This window comes from archaeon, assembly GCA_016432545.1.
Taxonomy (GTDB): Archaea; Thermoproteota; Nitrososphaeria; order Nitrososphaerales; family Gagatemarchaeaceae; genus UBA183.
On the sequence record CP066694.1, the window covers coordinates 1,128,457 to 1,144,819 of the forward strand.

19 protein-coding genes are annotated in these 16,363 nt (G+C 60.8%); 7 read left to right on the plus strand and 12 right to left on the minus strand.

The window, feature by feature from the left end; genetic code table 11:
* The first annotated feature begins 4 nt into the window (after positions 1 to 4).
* From pcn to HY247_06310, 4 genes are read left to right on the plus strand one after another with little or no spacing between them, the layout of a single operon-like run.
* Complete coding sequence (gene pcn, locus HY247_06295) at positions 5 to 757, plus strand: proliferating cell nuclear antigen (pcna) (GenBank protein QQG48355.1); 753 nt, start codon at positions 5 to 7, stop codon at positions 755 to 757.
* Positions 758 to 805: 48 nt separating this feature from the next.
* A complete protein-coding gene (locus HY247_06300; GenBank protein QQG48356.1) occupies positions 806 to 1,345 on the plus strand; it encodes a hypothetical protein in 540 nt (179 codons plus the stop codon).
* A gap of 49 nt (positions 1,346 to 1,394) precedes the next feature.
* Positions 1,395 to 2,480, plus strand: coding sequence for a hypothetical protein (locus HY247_06305; protein ID QQG48357.1), 1,086 nt, complete (start codon positions 1,395 to 1,397; stop codon positions 2,478 to 2,480).
* The gene (locus tag HY247_06310) at positions 2,481 to 3,038 is read left to right on the plus strand and encodes a DNA replication complex GINS family protein (protein QQG48358.1); all 558 of its coding nucleotides are present in this window, start codon (positions 2,481 to 2,483) and stop codon (positions 3,036 to 3,038) included.
* Positions 3,039 to 3,088: 50 nt separating this feature from the next.
* Here the strand turns inward: HY247_06310 and HY247_06315 are convergent, their stop codons facing one another.
* Genes HY247_06315 through HY247_06335 form a run of 5 tightly spaced genes read right to left on the minus strand, consistent with a single transcriptional unit; the run spans position 3,089 to position 5,833 of the window.
* On the minus strand, positions 3,089 to 3,436 hold the full coding sequence (locus HY247_06315; GenBank protein QQG49578.1) for a transcription factor S: 348 nt from the start codon (positions 3,434 to 3,436) through the stop codon (positions 3,089 to 3,091).
* Positions 3,433 to 3,720: a hypothetical protein gene (locus HY247_06320; GenBank protein QQG48359.1), complete on the minus strand. Its 288-nt coding sequence runs from the start codon at positions 3,718 to 3,720 to the stop codon at positions 3,433 to 3,435. Before HY247_06320 ends, HY247_06315 begins: the two co-directional genes overlap by 4 nt.
* 36 nt (positions 3,721 to 3,756) lie before the next feature.
* Positions 3,757 to 4,332, minus strand: a complete 576-nt coding sequence (locus HY247_06325; GenBank protein ID QQG48360.1) for an exosome complex RNA-binding protein Csl4 — start codon at positions 4,330 to 4,332, stop codon at positions 3,757 to 3,759.
* Positions 4,329 to 5,360, minus strand: coding sequence for a diphthamide biosynthesis enzyme Dph2 (dph2, locus tag HY247_06330; GenBank protein QQG48361.1), 1,032 nt, complete (start codon positions 5,358 to 5,360; stop codon positions 4,329 to 4,331). The genes HY247_06325 and dph2 overlap by 4 nt, the downstream gene beginning before the upstream one ends.
* Positions 5,357 to 5,833, minus strand: coding sequence for a 50S ribosomal protein L16 (locus tag HY247_06335; GenBank protein ID QQG49579.1), 477 nt, complete (start codon positions 5,831 to 5,833; stop codon positions 5,357 to 5,359). The genes dph2 and HY247_06335 overlap by 4 nt, the downstream gene beginning before the upstream one ends.
* Positions 5,834 to 5,989: 156 nt before the next feature.
* Here HY247_06335 and HY247_06340 point away from each other — a divergent pair, with 156 nt between their 5' ends.
* Positions 5,990 to 7,168, plus strand: coding sequence for a hypothetical protein (locus HY247_06340; GenBank protein ID QQG48362.1), 1,179 nt, complete (start codon positions 5,990 to 5,992; stop codon positions 7,166 to 7,168).
* Here HY247_06340 and HY247_06345 read toward each other — a convergent pair.
* From HY247_06345 to ffh, 7 genes are all read right to left on the minus strand, one after another.
* The gene (locus HY247_06345) at positions 7,144 to 7,860 is read right to left on the minus strand and encodes an RNA methyltransferase (GenBank protein QQG48363.1); all 717 of its coding nucleotides are present in this window, start codon (positions 7,858 to 7,860) and stop codon (positions 7,144 to 7,146) included. The genes HY247_06340 and HY247_06345 overlap by 25 nt on opposite strands.
* A gap of 31 nt (positions 7,861 to 7,891) precedes the next feature.
* The gene (locus HY247_06350; GenBank protein ID QQG48364.1) at positions 7,892 to 8,590 is read right to left on the minus strand and encodes a hypothetical protein; all 699 of its coding nucleotides are present in this window, start codon (positions 8,588 to 8,590) and stop codon (positions 7,892 to 7,894) included.
* Positions 8,587 to 9,093 carry a DUF655 domain-containing protein gene (locus HY247_06355; protein ID QQG49580.1) on the minus strand — a complete coding sequence of 169 codons (507 nt, stop codon included), beginning with the start codon at positions 9,091 to 9,093 and terminating at the stop codon, positions 8,587 to 8,589. The genes HY247_06350 and HY247_06355 overlap by 4 nt, the downstream gene beginning before the upstream one ends.
* Before the next feature lie 193 nt (positions 9,094 to 9,286).
* On the minus strand, positions 9,287 to 9,610 hold the full coding sequence (locus HY247_06360) for an RNA polymerase Rpb4 (GenBank protein ID QQG48365.1): 324 nt from the start codon (positions 9,608 to 9,610) through the stop codon (positions 9,287 to 9,289).
* Positions 9,610 to 9,894, minus strand: a complete 285-nt coding sequence (locus HY247_06365; GenBank protein QQG48366.1) for a 50S ribosomal protein L21 — start codon at positions 9,892 to 9,894, stop codon at positions 9,610 to 9,612. The genes HY247_06360 and HY247_06365 overlap by 1 nt, the downstream gene beginning before the upstream one ends.
* A gap of 69 nt (positions 9,895 to 9,963) precedes the next feature.
* Positions 9,964 to 11,076, minus strand: a complete 1,113-nt coding sequence (locus HY247_06370; protein ID QQG48367.1) for a hypothetical protein — start codon at positions 11,074 to 11,076, stop codon at positions 9,964 to 9,966.
* The gene (ffh, locus tag HY247_06375; GenBank protein QQG48368.1) at positions 11,066 to 12,388 is read right to left on the minus strand and encodes a signal recognition particle protein; all 1,323 of its coding nucleotides are present in this window, start codon (positions 12,386 to 12,388) and stop codon (positions 11,066 to 11,068) included. The genes HY247_06370 and ffh overlap by 11 nt, the downstream gene beginning before the upstream one ends.
* A 57-nt stretch (positions 12,389 to 12,445) precedes the next feature.
* On the opposite strand from ffh, the gene HY247_06380 reads away from it, so the two are divergent.
* Entirely contained in the window at positions 12,446 to 13,129 is a 684-nt protein-coding gene (locus tag HY247_06380) for a diphthine--ammonia ligase (GenBank protein ID QQG48369.1), read from the plus strand.
* 915 nt (positions 13,130 to 14,044) lie between these two features.
* Positions 14,045 to 16,261, plus strand: coding sequence for a hypothetical protein (locus tag HY247_06385; GenBank protein ID QQG48370.1), 2,217 nt, complete (start codon positions 14,045 to 14,047; stop codon positions 16,259 to 16,261).
* Positions 16,262 to 16,363 lie beyond the last annotated feature (102 nt).

Below are 16,363 nucleotides of genomic sequence, written 5' to 3' on the forward strand. Positions count from 1 at the left end.
CGAATTGTTCTTCGCGAAGACCGCGACCAGCCAAGAGTGGAAGGCAGTCGCCGCAGCCGTGAAGACCCTGGTGGAGGAAGCGACCTTCGAAGCGACCAGCGAAGCCCTCACCTTCAGGGCCATGGACCCGTCACACGTCGCCCTCGTGGACCTCACGCTGCCAAACGTCAGCTTCGAAAAGTACGAAGTAGACAAGCCCTTCAAGTTCAGCCTCCGGGTCGAGGACCTGGTCAAGCTGGTCGGGCGCTCCGACGGGAAGGACAGCGTTGAGATCATGTCGACGGAGGAGGACGCGATAATGATGAAGTTCATGAACGGTTACAAGCGTGAGTTCACCATACATCTCATCGAGAGCACGGGCGGCGCTGCTCCCCTGCCCAAACTGGAGTTCGACACGAAGACCACGCTGACAAAGACCATCTTCGAGAAGGTCCTGAGCGACATCTCCGTCGTCTCCGACCAGGTAACAATCTCGGCCTCCAAAGACAAGCTCTCCTTCTCAGGCAAGTCAGACGTGGGCCAGGCCTCGATCCAACTGGAGAAGAACGACGCCGACGTCCTCGACCTGCAGGTGGGAGCGGAGAGCAAGGCCACGTACTCGATCGACTATCTGATTGGAATCACGAAGGCGGTCGGCGGCGTATCCGACACGCTTGTGGCCGAGTTCTCCACCAAGAAGCCGATCAGACTAGAGTTCAAGCTCAACGACCAGGGGGCGAGGCTCCACTACTTCCTCGCTCCGAGAGTCAGCGACTAACCACTCTGGGCAGAACCTAGATTAGACGACAACCCCACGGCCGGTCGATTGATACCCCAGAGGTACGAGCTCTTGATGGAGTCCCTGAGGGCCAACGTCTCACAGCTTCTGGGCATCGACCTGCTCTCCGATGCCAAGCTCGACAGCAAAGGTCGCTTCGAGGGCAGGCTCTACATGGAGAACCCTCACTTCAATGTCCAGTACGCCTTCCTTCGGGTCAGGCAAAGCGCCAGCGCCCCCGGGACGTACGAGGTCGAGTTGAAGACGGAGATGTTCCCGGGGATCAACGAATTTTCAAAGTACTTCCCGAGGACGAAGTCCAACGTGCTGGTCAGGAGGGTCGCGTCCGCGACCCGAGCGGGCATCGCCAAGTTCGAGGGCAAACCGGCCAACGTGCTCATCGAGAGGGACATCGCGGTCAACGCAGCCTACCTCGTGGCAGCCGAGGGAGGGGCAGGAGTCGCTCTCGGCGCCTTTCTGGGCTTCCTGCTGACCCTTACGTCGAGGGGCACGCTGTACGGCGGGGCGATCGGAGGGGCGATTGGGGCCTCGGCGATGCTCTTTCTGATCTTCAGGATGTTCGACTAGGCTGCGAGGGGCGACAGCTTATCTGCCTCCGGAGGCGGCTCAGACCAGCTTGAACGCCGCGACGCTCTCATTCCTCAGGCAGGCCTACAAAGAATACTACTTCCGGGCCCCAGACTCCGTAGAGTTCCCTGAAGAGGTGGAGTCCAGGGAGTTCGGCTACATCCCCTTCGGAGGGGGGATGGTCCGCCACCTCTCGTTCAGGAGCGCAGGCGAGGCCCTGGCCGAGTTCCTAAAGCAGTCTCCCTCCTCCGTATACTGCTCAAACGCGAAGTACGACTCTCCCACGCTGCCGATCGAGGAGAAAGGATGGCGCGGCGCCGAGCTGATCTTCGACATCGACGCGACCGACATCCCCACCCCCTGCAAGCGCGGACACGACCTGTGGTACTGCGAGAAGTGCCACCACTCAGCCAAGCTCCCACGCCCCCCGAAGTGCACGAAGTGCGGGGGTCCGACCGAAGAGTACCACGGGACCTGCGACGTCTGCCTCGGGGCGGCGAAGGAACATGCGGGCCGTGTCGCAACGCTGCTCGAGGAGGACTTCGGGGTCGAGCCGGGGCTGATCACGACATACTTCTCGGGGAACAGGGGCTACCACCTGTACGTGATGGACCCGCGCTTCTTCCAACTCGATCAGCAGGCCAGGGCCGAGGTCGCAGAGTATGTCAGGGGATCTTCGCTCCCTCCGAGCCAATCGATGGCCGCGGGCCTGAGGAGGCGGCCGACGGGGGCGCCTCTGGGGGAGGGCTGGACCAGGAGGATAACGGGCTACGTTGACGAGCGCCGTTCCCAGTACCAGGGGACTCTCCAGAAGCTCGTCTCAGAGGCGGTGAACACTCAGAGGGCCCTCGTGGACTCCTCCGTGACGACCGACGTACACAGGGTCTTCAGGCTCGCCGGGACCCTCCACGGAAACACTGGCATGGCCAAGGCCAGGGTGAAGTCCCTCGACGCCTTCGACCCGCAGAAGGACCCGGTCGTCCTCGGGGCCAAGGAGGTCCGCCTCAAGGTCGACTTCTTCCCCCACTTCAGGATCGGCGGGAAAGACTTTGGGCCCTTCCTCTCGGAGAGCGTCGAGCTCCCGACCTACGCCGCGGTCTCAATCCTTACCAGGGGGCTCGCGGAGGTCTCGTAGTTGGCAGAACAGGTTCTCGAGTATCTCAAGAGGCAGCTCGACTCGGAGCTCCAGTCGTCCCATCTCGTCCCACTACCGAGCGACTTCTACTCCAAGATCTCCTCCTACAGCCAGAAGCTCAAGCGCTCCGCAGGGGGCGGCGCCAGCGATGCGGCGGTGAGGCTCATCGGAATCCAGGCAGGCATGCTCGAGTCGATGGCAAAAGAGCTCCTGGAGGCAAGAATCCGCAAGGCGGTCCTCCAGAAGCAGTACCTCCAACTCCTCCCGGAAGAGCGGTACGTGGCCTCCGCGCGCCAGAAGTTCGAGAGCCGCTTCAAGGGATTCGTGGAGGCAGTCTCGAAGGGGCAGCCCTCCTTCATCGACATGGCACACAGAAACGAGGTGGGCAGGAGCGTCACTGTCAGGTTCACGAAACAGGTGAGCGAGCTTGTCGGACTTGACCTGAAGCGATACGGCCCCTTCGAGGTCGACGACGTGGCTTCGATTCCAGCTGCGAACGCCGGCATCCTGGTAGCGAACGGGGACGCGGTGGAAATCAGCACTCGGGACGAAGCCTAGGAACAGCTACGCCAGGAGGCTGATACGGGGACAATCTTGTTCCCAACCTCTCAAGAGTATGACCTCCAGGTGTGGTTGCACTTCACGCACCTGTAGAACTGGGTCGGCGGCTCGTCGCCGCTCCTCGTCTGCAGGAACCACCACATCGCCTCGCCGTTGCCGCACTTCGGGCACTCGATCTTCGTGGTTGGAAGCGAGCTGAGCTTGGCCTCCTTCTCCCCGACTATCTTGATCTGGTCGTTTGTGCTGACCAACTCCTCCTCGGTGGCCTGCATGACCGTCTTGCCCGCCTTGTTGGAGTACCCGCAGTTGTCGCAAAGATAGGTGATCGCGACCTCGCGCGGACCCTTCACCTGCTTTAGCTTGAGACGGGTTCCGCACTTTGGGCAGAACTTCAGGAAGACCCACCGCCGAGGGCCTTCTTCACGCCCTCGAAGAGCTCCTTGGTGGTTTCGGACGCCCTCTCGACGCCGTTCGAGAAGGCCTTCTCTGGCTTTATCCTCTGGGCCCTCACCTTGAGGACCAGCTTCTTGATGAGAGGATGAGGAGGCAGGACTCCTGCGAAGGTGACGTTCTTCTCCTCGAGGAGCTCGTGGTGGACTATCTCGCCGAGGGAGTAGTCCTCTCCCGTTATCTCGACTGTAAGCCCCTTCTCATCTTCGCTGGTAGTCTGGACCTGCATCTCGTTTGGCTCGCCCGAGGTTTCTCGTTAATAAGCTCACGGTTGAATTGGGGCGTTGCCGAAGTCTGCGGCCAGCTTCCTCTCTTCCACGTTGCCGCACTCGACGCACTTTGCCCTGGACTCGTTCCCTCTCGAGAGTTGCTTCCCGCAGTTGCTGCACTGGGCCGCCACGACTCCCATGTCGGGCTCGTCGATCGTCAGGTGGATTATGTTGTTCGTCAGGCTGAAGACCCTGCACCTGACTATGTCGCCCTGCTTGACTGGGGTCCCCCTCCTGGCTCCCCTCTCCCTGCCGCCTCCCAGTCCTCTGAGGGTGAGCATCCCTGCGAAGTCCTTGTAGGTGGGGTTCCCGTTGTGGTAGTACAGCTTCACTGTGGCCGAGCTCGCATTGCCCCCTTCGACCTGGCCGGTCACCCAGTCGTCGATCTTGATGCTCGCGCGCTCGACGGACGGGGAGACAGAGATCTCCATCTTCTGCCCGTCCTTCTGTAGGCTGCCCACCCGGAGCGCCCTGATCTTGCCCTCTTTCTCATAGGTCATTGGCCCTGGCAGGAACTCTTCAGTGATGGCCAGCTTGTCCCCAGGGAAGACCGCTCCTTCCTTCTTCGTCACTTCTTGATCAACCCCACCGTCAGCTCTATCCACTTCGGCCTCTCCAGGAACTCCCCGATATCCCTTCCCTCCATGAGCGCCACGAGGGCGTCCGCCTGGGGAATCGACAGGACAGGCCTGTCGAACGTGAACCCGTCGATTGAAATCCTCGGGCAGGCCGTCTGAACGAAGGCCTCTATCTCCCTGTGAGGCGCGAGCCTCTCGGCGGTCACGTCCCTGAGCGCAAGCTGGATTACCTTCCTCCCGTTCATTTCGAGCCTCTTCGAGATCCACTTGCTCCTTCCGAGCATCTTCTGGCCCTCCTTCAGCCCCGTGATCACGCCGAAGACACGGGCGTCGAGGGCCTTGTACACCCCCAGTATCGCCCTCTTCCTCCTCTCCTCGGCGGCCTCCCTCATGTCTGTCACCTCGTTCATGTACGGGTCGAGCATGTAGGTCGGCTTGCCTGTCGCCAGCGCCAGGCCCACCGCATGGAATTCACTCTCCCCAAGGAAGACGTAGGCCTCCACGCCGTCCCGCGTCGGGAACGCGGTTGAGAAGTCGCAGCCGAAGACTTGCCCTTCGAGCATCAGGTTGTTTCCCCTGCCCACAGTGACGTCGAACCCCTTCTCCTCGAGCTTCTGTCGGACGGGGGCGAGCTGGTGCAGGTGCTGGCTGAATGTCACGAGTCCCACCTTCTTGTAAGGGGCCAGGACAGGAAGCGCTGTCTCCACGACCTCGTCGAAGTGGACGTCGTCGACCGCGTCGATCAGGTAGCTGTAGTCTCCGACCATGTTCACCGCCGCGTTGTGTCCGATGTGGAGGGCAAGGTCCGCGTGGAGCTTCTCGACCTCGTCGTCCACTGTGTCGCAGATCCCATAGCAGCTGTCCCCGGCGAGGATGCACGTCACTCCATACTTCTCTCGGACCCTCTCCATCAGGCCCTTGGTCTGCCTGAGTAGACCGCCTGGGGCGTTCACAAGGACTACAGAGGGCCTCTTGGCTTCGATTATCTCGAAGACCTTGGCCTCGTCGATTCTGATCGTCAAGCCGCTATCTTCTTCTGGAGCTGAAGGATATCGGTATGGGTCTTCATCGGGAGCTTGGTAGAGGCGGCCTTCATGGCATCCCTCCCCTTCTCCAAGTTCTCCGCCTTGAGGCTCAGCTCGAGGATCGTGTCCCCGATCTTGACCCGCGCCGCCAGGCCGATCGGCTTGCCGAAGGCCTTGCGCATGCCCTCCTGGAGCCTGTCCGCGCCCGCGGTCGCGATCATCTTGTTCTCCCTGAGTATCAGGTGCGGGTAGGTCTTGACCAGCAGGAAGTAGCTTTCCTCCCCTATCAGGGCCATCTTCTTGTTGGCCGCCACCCTCGCCGCCTCGAGCGCGTTGTGCCTTATCTGGACGCGTCCCTCTGAGATTAGCTTCAGCATGAAGTCGTAGTCTGGGTTGGCCTTCCCAGTAGTGAACCTGGCCACCTTCGGATTGGGCGCACCAGGGGCGAACTTCTTGCTGGTGTACGCCATGCCTTTGACCTGACGATAGTTCTTACCGTGCAACCTCTCACAGCTCGGAATTGGCCAGCCGACCTCGACCCCTAATTAATCTTCACGCTGGGGTGGCCTCCACGACCCTCCTCCGGCCGGAAAGAGTTTAGACCTCCAGTCGGGGCTCGCCCCCGATTGCCCTACCTCCTCCCCAGCACGCCGAAGTCTGGCCGCTTCGCGCTCGTCCTCGCCCACGGAAAGCTCTCGATTCTCGAGGCATGCTCGGTCCTCGGGGATGCAGTCCGGAAGGCCGAGTCCCCAACCGAGAGGGTCGCAGTCCTCCACCTCGGCGCCCTCGACAAGGGCCTGGTCGACTCGCTCGCCGGGTCCCACAAGATAGTCCCCCTCGAAGCCTTTCCCGACTCGCCCTCCTCTGACATCGGAAGCTTCGTAGAGGGTCTGACCGCTCTCCTCGACGACAAGTCCAACCTCTCTCTGAGCGGCTACGACCTCCCCGAGGACGACTACGACACGCTCGTCAGGTCGATCCTTGACGGGGTCCGGAGCCATGGTCTGCGCAAGGTCCGCCTCCTGAGGCCGGACGGAAACGAGCTGGTCGCAGAGCAGGTCCTCTCCAGGGCGGCGGTGGACGTGGTCGCCTTCCCCTATCAGGGGGGACTCGCGATGGGGACCACGGCCTGGGTCCCGGACTCGGCCTCCATCAGGGCGAGGGGGACGCGCAAGCCGACCCCTCACTCGGACATCTCGCTCTCCCCCCGACTCGCATCCGTCCTCGTCAACCTCTCGGGCCTAGGCCCCGGAGGCGTTGTCCTCGACCCCTTCTGCGGCTCCGGGACGATACTGATGGAAGCCTCCCTCAAGGGGCTGCGCTGCCTAGGGCTAGACGCGAGGGCCAGCAGGGTACAGGACGCGAGGCAGAACCTCCAGTGGACTGTCGGCGGCGGCAGGAACCTAGGATACGACATCAGGAAGGGGGACGCAAGGGACCTGGCCCGCATGCTCAGAGGGACCAAGGTCGACGGAGTAGTCTCCGAACCAGTTCTCCTCCCGAGGCTCGAGGCCAGGCCAAGGACGGCGACCGCCCGGGAGATGATCAGGTCTGCGAGCGAGACCTACACGAGCGCTCTCGCTTCGATGGCGAACGTCCTCCAGCGCAGCGGAAGGATAGTGATAGTCGTGCCAGTCATCCAGACCATGGACGGCGAGGAGGTCTCGATGGCCCTCGACGGCCGGAAGCTCGGGCTCCACCTCTACCAGCCTGGTCCCGTCGGCTTCGAGTACCCGGTCCGCCTCTCTTTCGAAAGCACCAGGTGGGTCAGGCGGGGGGTCTACGTCTTCGAGTCAGAATCCTGAAGCGAATCTATCGTGCTGAGGGCCTTCCCAAGGACCCCCGACAGCAAGTTGAGCTGCTTGTCGGTCAGCCTGGAGGTGCTCGCGATCCTCTTTCCAGCCTCGAAGAGGCCCTCGGCCTTGTGCTTCGGGAGCCTCGAGGCCCCGCCAAGTTCCTGCAGACTCTTCGCGAAGACCTCCCTCGCGCGCCGGCTCTGGGCGGAGCGGGGCCCGGACTTTCCCCTCGACGCCGCGTAGAGGACTATCGCAGCCGCGTGCCCCAGGTTCAGGGCCCTGTACCTCGCCGAGGTCTCGATAGTGGTCGTCGCATCGCAGAGCTTGATCTCTTCGTTGCGCAGGCCTGTCGAGTCCCTCCCGAAGACCAGCGAGGAGGTCCTCGCCGAAGAGAGGACCTCGTGGAGCCTGTCCGGGCCCACCGTCCTCCTGATGATGTTGGACTTGCTGGCAGCCCTGACAGCCGTCGTCGCGATCATCAGCTCGTTCTCTTCCCTGACCCTGTCCAGAGAGGCCACGACCGCGTCGTCGAGGACCTTGGAAGCGTGCGAAGCGTAGACCCCGGCCATCGACATGTCGACCTTGGGCTTCACGAGGTAGAGCCTCTCTACGCCGAAGTTCATGACGAGCCTGGCCACGTGTCCTACGTTGACCGGATACTGGGGCTCGACAAGGGTCACCGAGACCCCGCGGGGGAGCATGGGTCGGCCGCCGCGCGCGGGGATAAATCTCTCACGCCGAGCAGAGATCGCGGACCTCGAGAGGAGTCAGCGAGTACACCCTCCTCCGGCCGAACCCCGGGCCCCGCATCCCCAGCTCGGCGAGCGCGGAGCGGACCTCCCTCCTCCTGAGGGAGAAGAGCTTCTTGATCCTCAATGCCTCTTCCTTCCCGACCTCCGACCTGGGCCTGAACCTGACTAGGACAGAGCTGACCCTCGGAGGCGGGCTGAAGGCCGACCTGCGCACCTTCGAGAGGGTCTCTGACTCCGTGGAGAGCTGCGAAATCACAGAGACAGCCCTGTAGTCCCTCGACCCGGGCGGCGCCCTGATCTTTCCGACAAAGTCCTCTTGAAGGAGGACCAGAGCCCTATCGTAGGCCATCCCCGCGAGCCACTCCACGAATGTCGCCGACTCCGAGTAGGGAAGGCTTGAGACGAGGACCTCGAATCTCGGCCCGCCCTTGAACGCATCTCCGAAGTGCAGTCCGGGACATGAGCCCCCGAGGGCCTCGAGAGTCGCACCGTAGTTCCCCCGGTCTATCTCGTACCCCTCGAACGAGGACCCCGCCCTGGCCAGCTCCTTGGTGAGGACCCCCCGCCCCGTCCCGATCTCGAGGACGCGCTCCCCGGGGCTGATGTCCGCGGCCTCGAGAATCCTCCGCACGACCTCTGGGTCGGTCAGGTAGTGCTGCCCGAGCCTGCGCCGCTTCATCTCTTGACGAAGATGCTGACCCTCGAGTCGCCCGAGAGCTCCTCCTCGACCCGCTTCGCAATCATCTTGGCCGGCTCCCTGAGCCCGACCCGCTTCTGGATGTCTTCGAAGCTCGCGAAGGGCTCCTTCTCTCTCATTTCCACGATCTCCTTCATGAATGTCTTACCGATTCCGGGTATAAGCTCCAGGCCGTGCAGGCGGGGAGTCAGCGGCTGGAGGTCGTTGAAGTACGCCACATACTTCTGCTCGTTGGCCCTGACTATCCCTTCCACCACTCCCGACAGGGAGCCCCTGGACTCCGGCGTCAGCTCTTCGTAGGCCAGCTTCCCCAGGACGCTGACCACCTTATCGCGCCCCTCCTTCCCGATCTTGACCTTCTCTCCGACCTCGAAGTCCTTGTTCTCCATCGCGAGGAGCTCCAGCAGGGTCAGCCTGTCCTCCCCTATCGCCTGGACCATCGGGCCCTCCCTCCCCTTGATGACCACCGACTTGCCGCGCGGCATGTAGTCTAGGACATAGGCGAATTCCTCATACTTCTTGTCTACGGTGATCAATTCCCAGAACCGGCACCCCTCGCGGCAGGCCTAGTTGGGGCGGGGGCCCTCTACGCGGAAGAAACCTTGGATCTTCAACTTCTCTCCCTTCGTACCCTTAGTGGAGAAAATGGGCTCGTTCCTATTTAACGATTGGGCGTCGCTACTTCGAGTGGAGGATCTTCAGGATCTTCTCGAGCGTTTCGGTCGAGAGCAGCTTCCTCCACCCTGACGTGAAGGTCCTCAGCTCTTCGATCGACTTTGGCATTATGTTGATCAGCTCCACAGACTCCTCTTCGCTGAGCCCGCAGTCTGTCTCCAGCTCTTTGCGGAGCTTCTTGACGCCGTCGAACTCGACCTTGGAGAACTTGCTCGTGTAGTCCAGTGTCCTCTTCTGGATCTGGTCTGCCTTCTCGACATCGACCTTCTGGAGCATCTGGTTGGCCTCCGGGATCGTCAGGAGCTTCTTGACAGCCTTCTCGGACATCAGCTCGCCTCCATCCGGACGACGTGCTCTTTCCTAGCTGTGAGCTCCTTCACCTTGTTCCCCACCGGCACTTCGAGGGTCACGGCCCGCCTGCCCACCCGCTTGACGGTCCCAACCAATCCGTTGAACCTCCTGTGCGGCATCCCCTTGACCTGTGCCGGGTCGATCTTGATGACCACCCTGTCCTTCGGCGAGTACTCTACGAGGAGGTTGCTCAGGCCCCTCTTGCCCGAGGACTTCAGCAGAGACCTAGTCCTCCTGCGGTACCCGTGGGACTTTGGCATACGAAACCTCCCCTTGCCCCTCTGTTCTTAACCTCTCCGCATGGAAAGGGCCTCCTTGCCCTCGTCTCATCAGAACTTGAGGGCCCCAATCTGAGTGACGCGCAGGATGTCGAAATTCTTGCAGAAGACCCTCACGCCCAGAACCTCAGAGACCGACGGCGAGACGAGCTCTCCGCTCACGAACCTCTTGACCGGGAGCCCTCCGTCCATCTCTGCCTCGACTACCAGGCTCCTTCCCTCCGCCTGCCCCTTTGCCCTGTAGACCCTCTTCACGGTCGGACGGTCGTGGGGTCTGTCGAACTCCACCTCGGCCCTCCTGAAGGCCCTCCTGAGCTCAGAGACACGCTCGGGCTCCAGCTTGGAGGAGGCCCTGCACCAGATCCTGGTCACGAACCTGAACTTGGGGAGCCCGACGGGCTTGGACTTCAGCATCCTCCCCGAGGAGACCGCGACCTGCCCGCCCCTGAACCTCGCCGTGAACTTCCTGGGCACCTTCCTCTTGACCGGGTTCTTCACTTCGGCGACGAAGGGGCGCCCAGGGGAAAGGACCTTGCTCTCCCTGTCCTCGCTCCCCAGCCAGGTGAAGACTACCTTCTCGCTCCCACAATACCCGCCCAGCTTCTTCCCGACCTCTCCCTCCACGCTGGGCCTCTTCTGAAGCCCCGTCATCCTGCACTTCGGACATCCGGCCCCCGAGCAGTGGCGGCAGAGCTCCCTCCTCTGGGAGACCTTGGCCGGCTTCGAGTACCGCCCGTAGAAGTAGACCGGCCTTGAGGTGGCCGAGGGCTCGCCCGAGCCAAAATCGGCAAGCACCGTCACGTCGGGGCGCATCTTCTCTACCCGCCTCCGGGTCGCCGAGGCCAGGATGCGCGCTATCTCGTTCGAGGCCTGGGTCTTGATCGTCTCCGTCCCCTTGAGCTTGAGGTCTGACCTCAGCTCGTCCTCCCTCTCCTGGACCCCCTCGGGCATCGAGACCCCGACCGCGAAGGTCCGGAAGTCGTGGCGCTTCACCAGACGAGCGGCTTTCTTCCCCATCCCGGGTATCAGGTCGAGCAGCCCGCCGCACACGTAGCACGCTCCCCCCTCCACGACCTCGAAGGCCTCCGGCCTCAGAGGCTGCCTCAGCGCGCACCGCTCGCAGAGCTTGTAGACCTGCAGCGCTCCGGGCAGGCTACTGGTCACCCATCCGGCGCATCAGCTGCCTGAACTCGCGGCCCTTGCTCGTCTTGACCAGGGACTTCATCTGCTTGTACCTGGAGAGCAGCTCGCGGACGTCCTTCTCACTCCTCCCCGAGCCCCTAGCTATCCTCTTGAGCCTGGCCGAGTTGATGCTGTCCGGGTCCCCCTTCTCGTCGCCAGTCATCGATTGTATGATCGACCGGTAGACCTTGACCCTGTCCTCGGCCTTGTCCAAGTCCTCCGACTTGACAGTCCCCGAGATCCCCGGGATGTGCTCCAGGACTTTCTTGAGCGACCCGAACTTCTTCATCTGGTCGAACTGGTACATCAGGTCGTCCATCGTCAACTTCCCGGACATCATCCTCTGGACCCTCTTCTCGTCGACGTCCACCTCGGCCTGCTTGACGAGGTCCATCAGGGCCCTCAGGTCGCCCATCCCCAGCAGCCTCCCCACGAACCTCGTGGGCGCGAACTCCTCGAGGTCGTCCATTCTCTCCCCTGTCCCGATGAAGAAGACTTTGGCCCCAGTCGCCGCGGCTGCGGCCAGTGCCCCCCCGCCCTTCGCGGCCCCGTCCAGCTTGGTCACGACGATCCCTCCCACCGGAGCTGCCTGGTGGAAGGCCGAGGCCTGACTGAGGGCCTGCTGCCCGATCGTCCCGTCTATCACAAGGATGGTCGCGTCCGGCTTGACCGCGCCCACGACCTCCTTCATCTCCTGGAGGAGGGCCTTCTCCTCCTTGTGCCTCCCCGCCGTGTCGATGATCACCAGGTTCTTGGTGCCCTCGAAGTGCTTCTTGCCCTCCTTCGCGACCTTGACCGAGTCCTTCTGCTTCTCGTCGCTGAAGACCTCTGCCCCTGCGGCCGTCGCGATGGTCTTCAGCTGCGCGACCGCGCCTGGCCTGAAGGTGTCGGCAGCGACAACCCCGACCTTGAATCCCCTCTTCGTGTAGAGGCGAGCCAGCTTCGCCGTGGTCGTCGTCTTCCCAGAGCCCTGGACCCCGAGCATCACTATGACGCTCGCCTTCGCCTTGTCCAGCTGGAGGCCCCCTTCTCCCCCGAGCAGGCGCGCGAGCTCCTCGTAGAGCACGGAGACGACCTGGTCCTTCTTGGTGACCCCGGCCGGCGGCTTCTCCTCGAGGGCCCTCTTCTGGACCCTCTCCGTCACCTCGAGGGCCATCCTCACGTTGACGTCCGACTGGATGAGCGCCCTCTGGAGGTCGCGGATGAATTCCTTGACGGACTTCTCGTCCACAGCGTTGGCGCCGACCAGCTTCTTGACCGCGGCCTGGAGGCCCTCTCTCAGCGAATCCAGCATCTCAAACTTTTCCGAGCCTTCGGGTATTTATTATCTTGAGGCGGACGGCGTCCTCTCATGAAGGTCGGGGCGCTCTTCTCCGGCGGCAAGGACTCGACCTACGCGGCCTGGCTCGCCTCGAGGAGCGACCAACTCGCCTGTCTGATCACCATCTTCCCAAAGTCCGATTCCTCCTACATGTTCCACTACCCCGACCTCCAGTGGACTTCGCTGCAGGCCGAGTCCATGGGAGTGCCGCAGGTCGTCGACGAGACCCCCGGGGTCAAGGAGGAGGAGCTCTCTGATCTAAGGAGGGCCCTTGCGACCGCCAAGGGGAGGTTCCGACTGGAAGGGATCTGCACCGGGGCCCTCGCGAGCGTCTACCAGAAGAGCAGGGTGGAAAAGATCTGCGCCGACCTGGGCCTTCAGTGCATCTCCCCGCTCTGGGGGGTCGACCCCGAGGCGCACCTCCGGCGCCTGGTCAGGGACGGCTTCGAGGCGATGCTCGTCGGGGTCTCGGCGCTCGGCCTGGACGAAAGCTGGCTGGGGAGGGTCATCGACGATGCCGCCATCGAGGAGCTCGTCGCGCTGGGAAGGAAGTACAGGTTCAACGTGGGCCTCGAGGGCGGGGAAGGGGAGACCTTCGTCCTCGACTGTCCTCTGTTCAAGCGCAAGGTCGTAGTCGAGGAGTCCTCCAAGGACTGGAGGGGAGACGGGGGATGGCTGAGGATATCAAAGGCCCGCCTGGCCGACAAGGCATGACGCAAGGGCTAAATCTGAACCGGCCGGCGTCTGCCTGCTCTAGATGAAGCGGATTTAGGGAAGAGCCGTCTGAGTCGATCGATGAAGAGCCAAACCACCGATAGAGCGCTCAAGGGCATGGAAGTCTTTGTCAGACCTCCCATGGGTTTGAAGAGAAGACTCTAGTGGAAGCCGGGAGTCAAACCTGAGGAGGATTAAGTGGTCGACTTTGAAAGTCGGCCATCGATGGGAGTTTGACGACGGCCTCTCGTCTGTCTGCCTCCTCTTGGAAGACCTTGACTCATTGATTTGGACATTCCCTCCCAACTCATTCAATCAAAATTAGGAGGGAAGGAAGAAACCCACTCAGGCATTCCTCTATGTACTCCAGAATCGCATCAAGGCGGGGGGATATCACTGGCAACACTCAAACCCGTAACCATCTTGATAATCTCGCTAATTGTGGTTGGGGGACTACCGATCATCATCCCTGTGAGAATGGTGGAGGCCGCTACAACGGTTTCCCTCTCAGTGCCCGGATTCTCACCTGTTGCCGCCGCTCTTGCTTGGACGGGGACACAGGACTTCTGTTTCACCTCCTACAAGGTTCAATACTCCACAGACGGCGTAAACTGGATCCTTGCTTCTACGATTTCCCAGACGTCTCAAGTGAGTTTCTTCCAGAATGGTAGAACTCCCAACACTTTCCAGTACTATCGAATAGTTGACACCGATTGCCTTGGATCACAGAACTCAAACACTGTCGGGGTGACCTTCCCGAGAACTGCTACCCTCTCGTATAGTCTGTCTGGATCCAATATCCAACTGTCGTGGACCAATAACGCTCACTACGGTGGTATTCTCGCTTTCTCGTCCTACGCAGTATACATGTCAGTGAATGGAGGCGGCTATTCTCTAATCTGGTCTAGTTCCACCGTGTCCCAGCTTGGAGTCACTGTGTCAGGCGTGCCAGGCAGCACCTACAGCTTCTATGTGGTCACCACTGACGTTTGTTCAAGTTGCGGTGGGCCGTCGTATCCCTCTTCTTCAAATTCGAACACAGTCTCCTTGACTGTGCCCCCGTCCTCCTCTTCAGTCACATTCACCGAGTCGGGGCTCGCTTCGGGGACCTCCTGGGGTGTCACCTTCAACGGCCAGACCCAGTTCCAGACGACTAGCACAATCACCTTCACAAGTGTGTCTAATGGCCAATACGCATGGTCTCTCGCTTCGCCGATTCCAGGCGGGTACACTGGGTCCCCTTCGACAGGGACAGTAACCGTCAATGGCGCTAACGTCAACCAACCGATAACGTTCACGCGGGTGTACACGGTTACTTTCACAGAAAGCGGGTTGCCATCAGGCACCCAGTGGCAAGTGACCTTCAACGGGATTACACAAGGGGGGACGGCGAACAGCGTATCGTTCTACACGATGCCCAACGGACAGTATTCCTTCACCGTAGGAAGTGTGGCCGGCTACATCCCATCCCCTTCGACAGGAACAGTAACCGTCAATGGCGCTAATGTCAATCAGCCGATAACATTCGATTCTGCTCAATTGAGCAACTGGATGCTTGACAGCCGAATAACGGTGACACAGAACACTCTGAGCACTGTTACGCTAGGGTCTACATCTATCACCGACGCATTCACACAGAACCCCGTCACCGTATACATGCTCCAACCGTCCTCGTCTTCGGGCGTAGGGTTTGATCAGGCGTTGTCGGACTACTTCTCAGTGTCTATTCCCGCTCAGTACAAACCATCTTACGCGATGCTGATTCACATCCCTATGGTGGGCATCGTCGACACGATGTTCGGGACCAATTACCCACAACAGACATACGAGTTTGGATTCCCATCTAACCTCTCTCCCGCACTCTTCGGGGGGAATGCGATGATCCGGACGACGCAGGACGGAAGCATCAACTTGCTGATTACGTCAAGCATACCGATCGGGGAGGCCTTGACGCCCCAGCACGTTGGTGACGTAGTTGGCGCGGCCCTTTCGACCCTCGAATTTGCACTAAAGCACAATCCATCCGAGCTGATTTCTGCGCTCAAGGATGCCTTGAACGCGGCGGTTGCCACCGGAGATACGACCTTCACTATCGTGACGTCGAGTTTGTCATCCATCGGCAGTCTCTCTGCCTATGCCTTGTTAGACATCTATCACTTGGCCCAAACGATAGGGACTGTTCTGGAAGCTTCTGGCATGCTGCTGGCCCTTCTTAACATCTACAAAGACTATCAAGAGTTGTCCGCGTATCTCCTCCTTCTGATAGCTTCTCAGGGAATACCGGTAATCGACTTTGTTGGGTTCGTAGTATTCGGAGCCCTAGCAATCGCAAAATTCGTCCAACTCGCGTTTTCCGTCTTCGACTTCATCATAGATCTTCTTGGAGACGTATTCACAGACCTAAACAACAATTGGTTCTATGTTCTCCTTCGAACTTCACTTGACTTCGTCACAGCCAAAATCGACCCGGATAACACCATCATAGTGCCGACGTATTACGACTCTGCCCACAAAATCGTCCTCGGGTACAACGAGTCCTCTGGAGCTACGGTGTTCAACAGTCCTTCAGGAACACTTGTCGAGCTCGCAGACTCCTACTACGCTTATCTGGCTGAGAACGCTGCGGCACCCACGGCATACTCTAGCCGACTGATGACTGTGGGCGGTAATGGGACAGTTCCATATCTCGTCACAGTGCGGAGCTATGTCGATACTGCGGGGGTCCTGAATTATGCAGGGTTGGTGCCCGGGGGAGGGGCGACAACATTGGAGGTGCCGGTCGGAACTGACGGTTCGCTGGTCCCACAAAGCTACTTGGTTCCGAGAGTAAACGTGACGAACTCGGGAGACAACTACGTGATAACGGCCCTTCCATTCTTCAGTAACGGGACGGAAACCACCGCTACGGAAGGGTTCATTGTCATTGAAGGCATTAGCTACAGGATGTTCAAGAGCGCCTCAACATTCACAATCTCGGTGCCTAAGAGCCTGATTACTAGTGATTCGACTTCTCTCTATCTCGTCAAGCCCGGGATTGTGGGTGGGTACGTCGCTTTGCACTTGCCCTCATACAGCGGCCCCGCTAGCACCTCGGGCGCTGGCGGGAGGGCGTGGATGAAGTGCCTGATCTGACGAGTTGGACCCAACTACGTGGTTGAAAAATTTCGATAGAGCGCTTTCAGTCCCGGGGCCTTCTGCGGCGTTCGGGCACCCAGAACGCCCCGTTCGCCGCCC